This is a genomic window from Acidobacteriota bacterium, assembly GCA_016716435.1.
Classification (GTDB): domain Bacteria; phylum Acidobacteriota; class Blastocatellia; order Pyrinomonadales; family Pyrinomonadaceae; genus OLB17.
Genome location: JADJWI010000001.1, coordinates 1 through 13637 on the forward strand (window position 1 = coordinate 1; position 13637 = coordinate 13637).

Sequence of the window (13637 nt, forward strand, 5' to 3'; positions counted from 1 at the left end):
GTCGCATCTGAAATCGCAGCGTTAAGATCGTTAAAACGCAGACTTTGCCGAAGAAAACCCGTATTGATTCGAAAAGGTGAGTAAATGGTGCGTAAAGCAGAAAGGCTGGCGCCGAAGTTGGTCAACTGCTGTAGATAATGGTGATCCGACCAGACTCGAACCTGGGACCCAATGGTTAAAAGCCATTTGTTTCACTGACTGAGCTATCGGACCACGTTCTTGCCGGGTCGTTCCCGACCGAATTCGAAATTGTACAATCTGAGCCGTTCGATGGCAAGTAACTATCGTTAGAAGGTGTCGGTCATCGTCTGTGGTTAGATGATTTTGTAAATCAATGGGTCGCGAGGTCTAATTCCATGCAAATATCGGCTCGTTCGTAGGGCGAACGTTCGTCGAGCATCGTCTCGGTAAAGCCATGTTTGCGATAGAGAATGATGGCAGGCCGGAGTTTGGTATTCGAAAGCAGGAATAGCCGCCGCTTGCCCGATGCTCGCGTCTCCAACGCAGGCTTCGATCAGACGGTCGCCGATCCCATTGCCCTGAAAGGCAGGCGAGACGGCCATTTGGGCAAGTTCAAACGACCGCTGTCCGCATTTATCAACGCGACCGTTCCCGCGACCTGGTCGCCGATCATTGCGAAGAATATTTGCCCTCCTCGGTCGATAACGAGTTCTTTTGGGCGTTCGAGTATCTCGCGGTCGTGTTTCTGAACGACGAAGAATCGCTCGATCCACTCGTAATTGAGGTCGGCGAAGCCTTTGCCAGCGACTGGTCAAACGTCACGATCCTCACCTCGAGAACCTCGCTCATCTCAGTCTTGAACCAGCCTTCCATCACTGATTCGTGAAGTATTATCGTCTGATCGCGTTCGGGACCGGTCGAGATCGAAGGCCGACCTCAACGCCGATCTGATCCGAAAGACACCTTACGTATTCCTGCTTTGCCCGGCAGTTTTCCATCGAACTCGGTCGTCGACGGTGTCAGATCGCCATCCCTTACACGTCTCAAAAAACCGGTTTGATGTTCCTGAGGTCGTGCGAAACGGCCGGAAAGGTGTCCACACGGCGTCCGTCGATCTCACAACCGATGCAGACCTTTATCTCATCCGGAGTTCGTCCAGCACGTCGAGCTTTTGTAAGGGCGATCGAATCAAAACCGTACCAGCTCTGCAGCATATCGCGTAGCAACGCGTCGAACCAACCGCAACGCCTCCGGACGTTTGGTCACCGAACCATATTCGTTCCCACGCTGCCTGATGAGATCTGCCACGCCTTCTTCGGCGTCGATCATTTCGGTCGGGAACGGCCCTTCACCCGACGCGCGTGTCGCATATGTACGAACGCATGCCGAGCACGCCGGTGATATGGTGCGGAGGAATGCCCGCACCTACCGAAGCCCCGCCGGCCGTCGGGTTTGACGATGTGACATACGGATATGTCCCATGATCTACGTCAAGCAGCGTCGCCGTACTTCGAGAAGTATCTTCTTGTTCGCTTACGGCTTCGGCAAGGAAGTGCGAGGTTTCGCAGACGAACGGCCTGAGCCTTTCAACGAGCGGCGTGATCTCGTCGAGAATCTCGTCAGCCCTGAGCGGCTGATTGCCGAAAGGACGATAATGCGGTTGGCTTCTTCGAGATGCGTTCGACTCGAAGTTTCAGCAGTTCGGGCGACATCGCATCGGCGACACGGATGCCGCGGCGGCCCGCTTTGTCCTCGTAAGCCGGCCCGATCCCTCGAAGCGTCGTCCCGATCTTTTCATTGCCGAGGCGTTCTTCGGATGTGTGGTCCAATGCACGGTGATAAGGCATTGCGAGGTGCGCACGGCCCGAGACTTTCAGCCTTTCGGGTGTTACCTCGATGCCCTGCTCGCCGATCTGATCGACCTCTTCGAAAAATGCCTTCGGGTCAATGACCATGCCGTTGCCAAGCACACGTTTTGTCTGGGTGGATGATGCCCGAAGGCAGCAGCCGTAGCACGAACGCCTTATCGCCGACATAGACGCTGTGCCCCGCATTGTGTCCGCCCTGATACCGCGAAACGATGTCAAAGCGATCTGCGAGCAGATCGACGACCTTTCCTTTTCCCTCGTCGCCCCACTGGGCACCGATTATCACAATGATCATATTTGCAGCAGCCCAGACCTCGGTCAGGGCGAAATCATTCTCTCCAAAACCTTTGAACGCGTACGCCTTTTAGGGATCACCCCCTCATTCTACCAAACACGTTCGTCGTCCGCGAGGAGACTGTACACATCGAAGTCGTGAAGCCTGCCGTTGCGATACTCGGATTGGCGCAACCGGCCTTCCCGTAGAAATCCAAGCCGCTCTGGGATCGCGGCACTTCTAGTGTTCTCGGCCAGCAACGGATCTCGATGCGATTTAGCTTCAATTCTTCAAATGCATATTCGATCAAAAGAGCAGTGGATCTCGTAATGATACCTTGACCTTCCTCAGCCTTGTCGATCCAGTACCCGATCTCGCTTTGCGTGAATTCCAGTCAAACTGTACAAACCCGACAGCACCGATCAATTTGTCTTTTCGAAAGATACCAAAGCTCAATGCCTTACGTGCCAAGACTGCATCTTTTGCGTTCTGAATAAACTCACGTGCCGATTCTATCGAATAGTCCGGTGTCATCCAGTGCATGAAATCCCGCAAATGTTGGCGGTTGCTGTCGACCAGACCGAACATTTGATCAACGTCGGTCTCTTCCAGGCGACGTAGTGTGATCTCGTGATCGACCACGAGTAAATTGATCAGCTCAGCGTCCATGAATATAGTTCGACATATTTACGGGCCGCGTTCTCCCATGAATTATCGATCGCCATGCCGTTTCGTTGGATGCGGAGACGCGATTCGGGATCGGCGTAGGCGAAGAGGGCTTCGTAGATGCTTTCGGCAAATGCCTGAGCGTTGTAAGGGCCGAACTTGAAGCCGTTGCCGGTCGAATGGACGGCGTCCCAATTTTGGACCGTATCGTCAAGGCCGCCGACGGCACGAACGACGGGTATCGTGCCGTAACGCAGGCTGTACATCTGGTTGAGGCCGCATGGCTCGAATTTGGACGGCATCATGAAGAGGTCGGCTCCGGCCTCGATCAAATGGGCAAGCGGTTCGCTGTATCCGCGATAGACACCGACCTGATGCGGAGCGTGATCACGCAGACGCTGCCAGAAATCTTCGTACTGCTTTTCGCCTGAACCGAGCGAGATGATATACGCACCGGCAGCAAGTATCTCGCCGGCGGCCTGCATCATCAGATCGATACCCTTTTGTGCGGTGAGGCGGGTGATATTGGCAAAGATCGGGCGTTCGAGATCGACAGGCAGCGAAAAGCGTTCGAGCAGGACGCGTTTGCATACAAGCTTGCCGCTGAGGTCGTCGATACTGTAATTTGCCGGGGCTCGGCGTCGGTCGCGGGATCCCAGACCTCGTAATCGACGCCGTTGGTGATGCCGATCAGCCTCGATGCACGCTGCCGGGTAAGCCAATCGAGGCCATAACCATTCTCAGGCGTCTGTATCTCTTGGGCATAGCGGCGGGAAACGGTCGAGAGCGTATCAGAAACCGCGAGGCCGGCCTTCATCGCCGAAGCGTAACCGTTAAATGCGAAAGCGTTGCGTGCGAGGTCGCTGCTAAAGCCGAACTTAAAAAGCTCTTCGGAACTGAAGCCGCCCTGGTAAGCCATATTGTGGATCGAAAAGACCGTCCGCGTGTTTCGCCAAAGGGATCGTGCCGTCTCGCCGAAGCAAGCTCGACAGCCGCGAATCCGCAATGCCAGTCGTTCAAATGGACTATATCGGGCGGTGTGCCGAGGCGTTTGAGCAGGACAGGCGCGGCGTGGTTAAAAAACGCGAAACGCTCGTGATCCTCCCGAAAACCGTAGATCGAATCGCGGTGAAACAGCGACGGAGCGTCGATCAGGAACGTCGGTGAACCATTCGCTTCGCTGTGAAACGCCTTGGCGGGATAAATTCCACCTTTCCAGTCGACCGCCAGATCATCGAACGCAGTGTTCCAGAGATGTTCGCCTTTCGTCTGCCAGTAACAGGGCGTGATGAGCACCGAATCGATGCCTACGGCTTTCAACGCTTTGGGCAATGCACCCGCAACGTCGCCAAGACCGCCGGTCTTTGAATAAGGAACCGCCTCGGCAGATATGACCGCTACACGCATACGAATTTCGAACCGAAAATTGAAAATGGAGAACCCGGACGTACCGCATTCTCCGTTTCGTTGACCTGGCCCGCAAGATCAGGAAGGCCATAATGACGCGGCAGGCCACTAGGTCTGCATTGACGCGAGGAACTCGGCGTTGGTCTTCGTCTTGCTTAGGCGTTCCAGAACCACTTCCATCTGCTCGACCGGCGAAAGCGGATTGAGAACCCGACGCATGACCCAAATGCGGTTGAGATCCTCTTTGCTCAAGAGCAGTTCTTCCCTACGCGTACCCGAACGCTGGAGGTCGATCGACGGGAAGAGACGCTTGTCGGACAAACGGCGGTCAAGATGGATCTCAGAGTTGCCCGTACCCTTGAACTCTTCAAAGATCACGTCGTCCATACGCGAGCCGGTATCGATCAGGGCCGTTGCGATGATCGTCAGCGAACCGCCTTCTTCGATATTGCGGGCCGCTCCGAAGAAACGCTTGGGACGCTGAAGGGCGTTGGAATCGATACCGCCTGAAAGGATCTTGCCGGATGGCGGGACAACAGCGTTATGGGCACGTGCGAGACGCGTAATCGAATCGAGAAGGATGACGACATCGCGTTTATGTTCGACAAGACGCTTGGCCTTTTCGATCACCATATCTGCAACCTGGACGTGACGCGTCGGCGGTTCGTCAAAGGTCGACGAGATGACCTCGCCTCTGACCGAACGCTGCATGTCGGTGACCTCTTCCGGTCGCTCGTCGATAAGGAGAACGATCAGCGTGACCTCAGGATGATTCTCGGTTATCGAATTCGCAATTGTCTGAAGCAGAACTGTCTTACCCGTACGCGGAGGTGCAACGATCAGGGCACGCTGGCCTTTACCAATAGGCGTGACGAGATCGATCACTCTGGCCGAAATATTCTCCGGACCGACCTCCATCTTCAACTGCTCATCAGGATAAAGCGGTGTGAGGTTGTCGAAAAAGATCTTTTCACGCGATGTTTCGGGAGCTTCGAAATTGATCGCCTCGACCTTGATCAATGCAAAATACCTCTCGCCTTCTTTTGGCGGACGTATCTGGCCAGAGACCGTATCGCCGGTTCGAAGATCGAACTTGCGGATCTGCGAGGGGCTTACATAGATGTCGTCAGGGCCCGGGAGGTAGTTATACTCAGGGCGACGAAGAAATCCGAAGCCGTCGGGCAGCGTTTCAAGGACACCTTCCGAAAAGATCAGCCCGCTTTTTCTCGGTTTGAGCAGCGAGCAGCTTGAAGATCAACTCTTGCTTTCGCAGGCCGGTCGCTCCTTCGATGCCCATTTCTTTGGCGATATGGGTGAGTTCGCTGATCGACATGTCCTTTAGATCGGCAAGGTTCAGAAGGTCGCCATTAGCATTGTTGTTGCTGTTCGACGCCTTTGAGCTGTTTTGATCGACTGGTTTCTTCGGTCGATTTGACCGATTCAGACTCGGTCGATTCTTCGTCCGGCCTTTCCGGTTTCGACCTGCGGGATGTGGTGGTTTTGGTTGCCATTTTTGTTTCCGTTTTGTGTCGGAGTAACGTTGTTGAGTTCCAACGCTTTGTAGTTTCAAACTAAATCAAACCGGAATGCCATTCGAAATGATTTGAAAATCAAACGCGGAGAAATTCGTATGGATATGTATGTAGTATTGCAACAGAAATGAGCGACGCGCTCTTCCGTCAACCCTCGAGTTTTAGGGAATACCTATTTATTACTACATTAACAGCAAGAAAGCAACTCTTTTTTTAACTTTTTACGGACGAATCGATCTCTGACCAAAGTGCCTCGCGGCCCTTACCTGAGACAGCTGAGAACCCGATCACCTCAGGCCCTGGCATCTTCGCCTTTATGATCTGCAGTTGCTTCGCGAATTGATTATTCGACAGCTTATCGGCCTTTGTCGCTACGACCAGGTATGGCGTTTCGCGATGCATCAGCCATTCGTAGAGCTGCAGGTCAAGCTGCGTCGGATCGTGTCGCGAATCGACCAACTGGATACAGAGAGCGAGGTTTTCGCGTTCGGAGAGGTAGTCCTCTGCCATCTTGCCCCAGTCGGAACGCATTGTTTTCGAAACGCGCGCAAAACCATATCCGGGAAGGTCGACGAAATAGAACGATCCGTTGACCAAAAAGAAATTGATGCTTTGGGTCCGGCCGGGCGTATTGGATGTCCTTGCAAGCCCTTTTCGCTGCAATAGCGAATTAAGGAGCGACGACTTTCCAACGTTAGACCGTCCAAGAAATGCGATCTCTGGAAGTCCGTCATCCGTCCAGTGGCTGCGTTCGAAGGCACTTTTGACAAATTCGGCTGAGGCTATTTTCATTCCCGATCAAGCTTACTCTACATTCGTGAAATATCTGCCGGGTTCTTATCTACTTCCCAAACCGGTGCCGCAGTAATGACTGTTTCGGATGTCGTCGGTTCAAGTGCATACCGGAGTACTTCGTCGACGGTATCGACAGTGTGGATCGTAAGGTCTTCGCGAACCTCTTCTGGAACGTCTGCAAGATCCTTTTCATTCTCTTTAGATAGGATCAGCGTCTTGGCTGAATCGATGGGCCGCGAGCAGCTTTTCTTTCACACCGCCGATCGGGAGCACCTTACCGCGAAGCGTGATCTCTCCCGTCATCGCAACATCGTGGCGCGCTTTGGTACGTGTCAGCGCCGAGACCATCGCCGTCGCGATCGTGATGCCGGCACTAGGGCCGTCCTTCGGGATCGCACCCTCCGGAACGTGGATGTGTAGATCTTTTTCGCGAAAATCGTTCGGGTTGATCCCAAGTTCCTCGGCCCTCGAACGAACACACGTCAGAGCAGCACGTGCAGATTCCTGCATCACCTCGCCGAGTTTACCGGTTAGAGTAACCTCGCCTTTACCGGCAACAAGCGTCGCCTCGACCTGGAGAACATCGCCGCCTACCTCGGTCCAGGCGAGTCCGTTCACGAGCCCGATCTCGCTCTTTCGGGCAATGTCCTGTTTGCGGAAACGGATGGTCCCGAGCAGTTCGCGAACTTTTTCGGCGTCGATGACGACCTTAAAATCGTCCTTAGTGTCAGAGACGACATATTTCCTCGCGATCTTTCGAAGACAAGAACCGATCTCACGTTCGAGATTTCGAACTCCGGCCTCACGTGTGTAATGACGTATCGTTTCCAGGATGCCGTCATCAGTAAATTTTACCTTTTCAGGATCGATACCCGTATTCTCGCACTGCTTGGAGATCAAATGGCGTTTTGCGATCTCAAGTTTTTCACGCTCGGTGTACCCCGATAGGTTGAGTATCTCAAGACGGTCTTGCAAAGCGGGTGGAATGGTGTGCAAAACATTCGCTGTGGCTATGAAGAACACGTTCGAGAGGTCGTAGTCGACATCAAGGTAATGATCACGAAATGTGTTGTTCTGTTCCGGATCGAGGACCTCCAACAGTGCTGCACTCGGATCTCCGCGGAAATCGCGGCCTAGCTTGTCAACCTCGTCTAGCAGGATCACCGGGTTAACCGTTCCCGCACGCTTCATCAGCTGAACTATCTGGCCAGGTAATGCACCAATGTACGTCCGACGATGTCCGCGGATCTCGGCCTCGTCATGAACGCCTCCCAAGTGCGAGTCTCATGAACTTTCGTCCGGTCGCATTTGCGATCGATTTTCCGAGCGACGTCTTTCCGACGCCCGGAACCCCAACAAAACACAGGATCGTTCCTTTCGGGTTGTTCACAAGCTGACGAACGGCGAGAAATTCCAAGATCCGTTCTTTGATCTTCTCAAGACCGTAGTGATCCTCGTTCAGCGTCTTCTCGGCCTGTATCAGATCGTCGATCTCATCAGATCTCGTTTGCCAGGGCACGTTTATCAGCCAATCAAGGTACGTCCGCGAGACCGTACTTTCGGCCGACATCGGCGGCATAGCTTCAAGTCGTGCGAATTCCTGCAGGGCCTTATCACGTGCCTCTTCGGTCATGCCAGCATCTTCGATCTTTTTCTTTAGATCTTCGAGTTCGGCTTTTTCGTCCTTTCGGCCGAGTTCCTTGTGGATCGCTTTGATCTTCTCGTTGAGGTAGTACTCACGCTGATGTTTGTCCATCTGCTTTTCGTTCGCGAATGGATCGTGCGATCTAGCTGACGTTTCTCGATCTCGGCCTCAAGAATGTCGATCAGTTTCTGAAGGCGCCGACACCGAGAACGTCTCGAGCAGTTCCTGTTTCTCTTCGACCCCGATGCGGAGATGTGAAGACATCGCGTCGGCGATTTGTGCTGCCGAAATTCCTCGCAGCGATGCGTGTAAAGCGTCGGTGTAAGCATCGGGCGAAACACGCAGAAACTGCTCAACCAATGTATGGATCTTCTGCAGCAGTCCGTCGGTCCTGAATCCCGATTCATCGGTCGATTGTATCTTTCGGACATGGGCAAAGAACATACCCTCGGAATCCTGCTCGACCCTGACCGATTGACCTCGTTCGCGACCCTCTACAACGACTTTGATCTGACCATTTTCCTGTCGCTGAGCCTGGAGTATTCTGCCAAGCGTCCCGACCGGATAGATCTGGTCGGCCTGCGGTTCGTCGATCGTCGCATCGTGTTGGGTCGCGAGAAAATATCACGCTCGCCCGTCATTGCTTCTTCAAGAGCTTTCACGCTGCTTGGTCGCCCTATTTTGAAAGCAACCTTGGTATAAGGGAAAAATAACTACGTCACGAATCGGAACCATCGGATGAGCTTGATGTCCGAGGGCATTTGGTCGGTGAATTCCTGCATACAAAATCGGAATATCTGAGTGTACGGTTGATCTCGGGCGAATAACTTTGCAATACCTCTATTTACGCAAAATCCAAAAAGAATTGCAATAAAAGTGGTCGCGGTTAAGCATCGGAATTCCGGTGTTCGCTCAAGTAAAATACGATTCGGACAAATTTTCTTTTTTCGAGCGAATTGTTGAAGCACAGATCCTACAAGGTGGGTCGGATCTCACGGGTTTCAACGATCGCACATCTACTCAAAGCAGTTAAAAAAATGAGGCGGCAAATTGCCGCCTCCGAGTGTGGGACTTCAATATTGCGCAACAAAAGCATCAAGATGGGCCGAGGAGTTCGAGCCTGTCTTCTGCAGCATATGCTACCGATCGTCCTTTGTAGTTAAGAAGGTTCACTTTTTTCAATCCTCTTTTCCCCGCGAAATCGAGAACCTTCTTTAGAAATTCTTTTGTGCGTCCTCGTTAAGGCCATCCCACGACGGTTCGATCACGCAGTAAAGCGTCTCATTTGTCGCCCGTGCCATCCGCAGGTGTTGTTTGAGCTCGGTGGCGGAGATATCAATGTCTTTCGCGACCACCGCATTGGCCTGGCTTCCCGCGAACATATCGGCCCATACGTAAACTCCAACGCTTACGAGAAGGATCAGGATCGTGGCTGCAAGAAACCACTTGTTCACACCGAAAAGCTCAAATTTCAAGCTTGACCGATCTGAACTGGCTTTGGTCGCCTGCTTAGCCGGAGTATTAGGGATCGCAGACGTAAAATCGATCTCATCCATGTCCGCGTCTAAGTCGTCCGACCCGCGGAGGAGATCAACGAGAAGCAGGGTCTTGCCCGTCGTGTTCGAGATCAGTTGGTCGTAGCTATATCCGTACTTTTCCTCGATCTCGGCAACCGGCTGACTTCCGCGCGCTGCGGCGATAAGGTCGATGAATCGATTCCTACGCGCACATTACAATCGATCGCGGCCGCAGCGACCTCCGGTGCAAAGAACAGTTCGCCGATGTCTTCTTTGAAGACCCTGATACGTTCAAAAATGTCGGTTTTCAGCAGCGCATCGAGCGACTCGGAATGTTCTGCCTCGCCAGCAAAATGGGTGAATTTCGCAACAACGGGTGCGATCTCGGCTTGGTTCTCTTCGTGTGAAAAAGCTCGATGCTCGACCAGTTTTCGTAGAGTGTCTTTATGTGGCCGATCATTTCCTTACGGCCAAACAACAGCAGACGCTTTTTCGCTATCGACCTCGCGTGCAAAAGGCGTGTCATCACGAAATCGAACTTCCTCGGACAGATTCGTTGAAAGGCGAATTTCGATAAAACCGGGCAAGCGCCATCAATGCCTGCGAACTCAGCACCGGGCGTGAGTTTTCCAAAAGCGTCTGATATTCGCTACGGATATCGCTTTGTCACGTTCAGCGAGCGCAGAATACCAATTCTGCGTTTCCTGAAGTAACTGATATTCCGCTTCAGCCGAAGCCGCCGATTGCGGATCGTCGGTTACCTGAAGAAATCGATGTAAGGCCTTTTTTGCTTCGAGATCGTCGTAAGGTTCGGCACGACCTTCATGTGTTCGCGTTCAACGCCGGAGAGTACGTCTTCGACCATCTGCATGCTCGAGACTTCGTCGACCGCTCGTTTACGGAAAAAGTCTCGCGGATTCAGCGATCTCGCGATTTCAGGCATCGGCAATAGCCGGTTCTACCACGTCGTCGTCATCGTCATCCGGTGTAACTTCCCGCTCTCAATGATCGGATCTGGAACAATGTCGGGCTGAACGTCTGATCCGAGAACCGTCAGATTCTGCAAATGCGAACGAGTCTTCCTCCGTATCAGCTATCGGGTCGGTCTCCGCGGGCACCTCTTCGATCGCGAGAGGTCTAACTTTCGACCGCTCGATGTCGATCACAGTCTCCTCGAGCAGGTTTTCCTCTTTTAGTTCTTCAATGAGGTCTTCGAAAACATTCATTTTTTGCACCTTGGTGGGGCGGGGTCTTACGGCGGGAAATAAGGGTGTGGGAGAACACGGTGTGAGGACTTAAGGCAAAATTTGTACAATTTCCCCTGATTGCGTCAACTCGTATTTGTAGATCGTGTCATCGGTGACCATTCGAGTAGCGGTCAGAGTAAATGAGTTTCGTAACTCGGCATCGGTCGGAGTAACGGGTGTCATCTCGAATGTATAACGTCCCCGGACGACCCTATCGCCGGCTGTGGTACCGAATACCGTCGAACTCTGGTTGTTCAGCTCGGATACACGGGCAAATCGGCCATTCCGCGAAAAGAATCCAACTTGAGCCGACGAGATCGTCCGCATTGTTGCGAACGTGGTCCCGTTCTCGGCCGCACGGATACCCCGTCGGAGTGACGGCACAGCAAGCCGCAATCACGCCGACAATAACCACCACTATCAATAATTCGATCAATGAAAACCCTTCATTTCGACTATTCTTCATAACAACCTCAAATTCCTTCCGAATAAATCGTGTGACACTTTTTGCCACCATTTTTGCCAGAATGATTATCAATTTCTGAAAATATCTACAAGAAGTCCCATATTTGCTGACTTTTGGCGGTGATTTCCACTAACGACCGCACTCAGATCAGTCGAGTTTGCAAGGGACGTGCCAGAACTTCGAACGCCTAAGGCACGCAACTATCGGCGTAAAAACTTTGTTTCGTTGACCTATTTGTTTTTTGTTCGTTTTTTCATACACTTATAGTTTTTATTGCTTTTTCAGACAACTTAGATTTTCGTCCGGAGTAACTAAAAGTGAGTTCAATCATCGAACAGACGATCGAGACCTACGGAATCGATAATTGGGGCGCCGGATATTTTGGCGTAAATCGAAAAGGCAACCTCGTAGTCAGATCACCTGAAAACGAAAACCTCACCGCGGACGTAAAGGAGATAATTGACGACCTAAGTAAACGGGGCGTAAACACACCGGTACTGCTTCGGTTTCCACAACTGCTTTTTGGTCAGATCCGGAAACTTCAGTCAGCGTTCAAGAAATCGATCAAGGAGTTTGATTATGAAGGCGGCCACCTCTGCGTATATCCGATGAAGGTAAACCAGAATCGTGCAGTCGTAGAAGAGTACCTTCGCGAAGGTTCGCGATATAACTTTGGGCTTGAGGCTGGCTCGAAGGCCGAATTGTATGCGGCTCTTCGCTTGAGCAATCTAAGGACAGCCTTCTTGTTCTCAACGGGTTCAAAGACCGTGATTTCGTCAAACTTGCTTTCGCGGGAGCGGCAGCAGGCAAGAACGTGGTCATCGTCATTGAGAAGATGAGCGAGTTGACCCATACCCTCGCTTGTTGCGGAAGAAACGAACGAGAACCCGGAAACAAAACTGCCGATGATCGGTGTCCGTGTCAAACTCTATTCGAAAGGATCGGGAAAGTGGGAGAAATCCGGCGGTGAAGCCGCTAAGTTTGGTCTTACCACCACAGAGATCCTTGATGTGATTCGGCAATTACAGGAAGCCGGCAGGGTCGACATGCTCCGCCTGCTCCACTTTCACATCGGATCGCAACTTACCGATATCAAACGCATAAAAAATGCGATGAAAGAGGCTGCGGACATACGCTAAGATCCATCAGATGGGTATACCGATCGAATATCTCGATGTTGGCGGCGGTATGGCCGTGGACTACGACGGTTCGCGAACATCATTCGAATCCTCGGCAAATTACAATGCTCAGGAGTTTGCCAACGACGTGATTTACATGATCAAGATGGTCTGTGAAGACGAGAATGTACCTCACCCGACAATAATCCAGGAATCGGGGAGATACCTTTCTGCTTATCACGCGATCCTTGTGACCAACATTCAGGACGAGATCGAGACTGTCGTTGAAGATATTTCACCGATGACCGTTGATCTCGACGATCCTCAGGTCGTTAAGGAACTGCATGACTTACGCGAAACGATCACGAGCAAGAACTATCGCGAATACTATCATGACGCTCTCGAACACCGTGAGGAGCTTTTCACGATGTTCAATCTCGGTCTCATCACTCTTGAGGACAAGGGAAAAGGCGAAGTTCTGTTTTGGGATATTTGCGAAAAGGCAGATCAATTTGCCCAGTTGAAAAAGTATGTATCCGAAGAGTTCAACGACCTTAGGAAGCTGATGTGCGCCAAGTATCTGGCCAACTTTTCAGTTTTCCGTTCGATGCCTGATAATTAGAACCTTGAACAGCTATTCCCAATAATCCCAATACATAAACTCAACAAAAAGCCGACGGAATATGCTACCCTTTGTGATATCACGTGCGATTCTGACGGCATTGTGGACAAATTCGTGGATCTTCATGACGTAAAGCCGGTCCTCGAGCTTCACAAGCTAACTCCGAACGAGCCGTATTATTTGGCAATGATGCTCGTTGGCCTACCAGGAAGTGATGGGCAATAATCACAACCTTTTTGGCGTCCCGCACGAAGCTCACATCTTTATCGGCGAAGATGGCGCATAATCCGCAAAGTGATCTACGGAGCGACGCTTGCGGATGCACTCGGCGCTGTGCGTTATGATACCGACCAGCTGCACGACCAGTTTCGCCGGGCGGTGATGAAAAGGATCAAAGACGGCGACCTCTCGACAAAAGAGGGCAATCAGCTTATCGAGTTTTACGAAACTCAAGGTGAAAGTTACACATACCTTTTGCCTAACGGCACTGAATGAGATCGGTACCGTTCGAACGATTTT

Annotated in this window: 15 protein-coding genes and 4 pseudogenes; 2 read left to right on the plus strand and 17 right to left on the minus strand. The window is 52.0% G+C overall.

Annotation, left to right across the window (positions count from 1 at the left end; translation table 11 throughout):
* Positions 1–331: 331 nt before the first annotated feature.
* Positions 332–502: a hypothetical protein gene (locus IPM21_00005; protein MBK9162314.1), complete on the minus strand. Its 171-nt coding sequence runs from the start codon at positions 500–502 to the stop codon at positions 332–334.
* A gap of 144 nt (positions 503–646) precedes the next feature.
* Here IPM21_00005 and IPM21_00010 point away from each other — a divergent pair, with 144 nt between their 5' ends.
* Positions 647–847 carry a hypothetical protein gene (locus tag IPM21_00010; GenBank protein ID MBK9162315.1) on the plus strand — a complete coding sequence of 67 codons (201 nt, stop codon included), beginning with the start codon at positions 647–649 and terminating at the stop codon, positions 845–847.
* Positions 848–1004: 157 nt separating this feature from the next.
* Here the strand turns inward: IPM21_00010 and IPM21_00015 are convergent, their stop codons facing one another.
* The 16 genes and pseudogenes from IPM21_00015 to IPM21_00090 all read right to left on the minus strand — a co-directional run bounded on the left by IPM21_00015 (position 1005) and on the right by IPM21_00090 (position 11378).
* Positions 1005–1175 (minus strand): adenylosuccinate synthetase, encoded by a 171-nt coding sequence (locus IPM21_00015; GenBank protein MBK9162316.1) that lies wholly within the window; start codon positions 1173–1175, stop codon positions 1005–1007.
* The gene (locus tag IPM21_00020) at positions 1150–1386 is read right to left on the minus strand and encodes an adenylosuccinate synthetase (protein MBK9162317.1); all 237 of its coding nucleotides are present in this window, start codon (positions 1384–1386) and stop codon (positions 1150–1152) included. Before IPM21_00020 ends, IPM21_00015 begins: the two co-directional genes overlap by 26 nt.
* On the minus strand, positions 1310–1576 hold the full coding sequence (locus tag IPM21_00025) for an adenylosuccinate synthetase (GenBank protein MBK9162318.1): 267 nt from the start codon (positions 1574–1576) through the stop codon (positions 1310–1312). The genes IPM21_00020 and IPM21_00025 overlap by 77 nt, the downstream gene beginning before the upstream one ends.
* 4 nt (positions 1577–1580) lie before the next feature.
* Positions 1581–1931 (minus strand): adenylosuccinate synthetase, encoded by a 351-nt coding sequence (locus IPM21_00030; protein ID MBK9162319.1) that lies wholly within the window; start codon positions 1929–1931, stop codon positions 1581–1583.
* Complete coding sequence (locus tag IPM21_00035) at positions 1906–2124, minus strand: adenylosuccinate synthetase (protein ID MBK9162320.1); 219 nt, start codon at positions 2122–2124, stop codon at positions 1906–1908. Before IPM21_00035 ends, IPM21_00030 begins: the two co-directional genes overlap by 26 nt.
* A gap of 76 nt (positions 2125–2200) precedes the next feature.
* On the minus strand, positions 2201–2497 hold the full coding sequence (locus IPM21_00040) for a GNAT family N-acetyltransferase (protein MBK9162321.1): 297 nt from the start codon (positions 2495–2497) through the stop codon (positions 2201–2203).
* Positions 2410–2772 (minus strand): GNAT family N-acetyltransferase, encoded by a 363-nt coding sequence (locus IPM21_00045; GenBank protein MBK9162322.1) that lies wholly within the window; start codon positions 2770–2772, stop codon positions 2410–2412. Before IPM21_00045 ends, IPM21_00040 begins: the two co-directional genes overlap by 88 nt.
* Positions 2757–3491 (minus strand): glycosyltransferase, encoded by a 735-nt coding sequence (locus IPM21_00050; GenBank protein ID MBK9162323.1) that lies wholly within the window; start codon positions 3489–3491, stop codon positions 2757–2759. The genes IPM21_00045 and IPM21_00050 overlap by 16 nt, the downstream gene beginning before the upstream one ends.
* Before the next feature lie 91 nt (positions 3492–3582).
* The gene (locus IPM21_00055) at positions 3583–4176 is read right to left on the minus strand and encodes a glycogen/starch synthase (protein MBK9162324.1); all 594 of its coding nucleotides are present in this window, start codon (positions 4174–4176) and stop codon (positions 3583–3585) included.
* 108 nt (positions 4177–4284) lie between these two features.
* Positions 4285–5533 (minus strand): annotated as a pseudogene (gene rho / locus IPM21_00060) (transcription termination factor Rho).
* Positions 5534–5921: 388 nt separating this feature from the next.
* Positions 5922–6500, minus strand: coding sequence for a YihA family ribosome biogenesis GTP-binding protein (locus IPM21_00065; protein MBK9162325.1), 579 nt, complete (start codon positions 6498–6500; stop codon positions 5922–5924).
* 17 nt (positions 6501–6517) lie between these two features.
* A pseudogene (gene lon / locus IPM21_00070) lies at positions 6518–8883 on the minus strand (endopeptidase La).
* 479 nt (positions 8884–9362) lie between these two features.
* A complete protein-coding gene (locus IPM21_00075; protein ID MBK9162326.1) occupies positions 9363–9704 on the minus strand; it encodes a hypothetical protein in 342 nt (113 codons plus the stop codon).
* 718 nt (positions 9705–10422) lie between these two features.
* On the minus strand, positions 10423–10608 hold the full coding sequence (locus IPM21_00080; GenBank protein MBK9162327.1) for a hypothetical protein: 186 nt from the start codon (positions 10606–10608) through the stop codon (positions 10423–10425).
* A 58-nt stretch (positions 10609–10666) separates the two neighbouring features.
* The gene (locus IPM21_00085; protein MBK9162328.1) at positions 10667–10891 is read right to left on the minus strand and encodes a hypothetical protein; all 225 of its coding nucleotides are present in this window, start codon (positions 10889–10891) and stop codon (positions 10667–10669) included.
* A 69-nt stretch (positions 10892–10960) separates the two neighbouring features.
* Positions 10961–11378, minus strand: a pseudogene (locus IPM21_00090) (prepilin-type N-terminal cleavage/methylation domain-containing protein).
* A gap of 317 nt (positions 11379–11695) precedes the next feature.
* On the opposite strand from IPM21_00090, the pseudogene speA reads away from it, so the two are divergent.
* Positions 11696–13613: pseudogene (gene speA / locus IPM21_00095) on the plus strand (biosynthetic arginine decarboxylase).
* Positions 13614–13637: the final 24 nt, after the last annotated feature.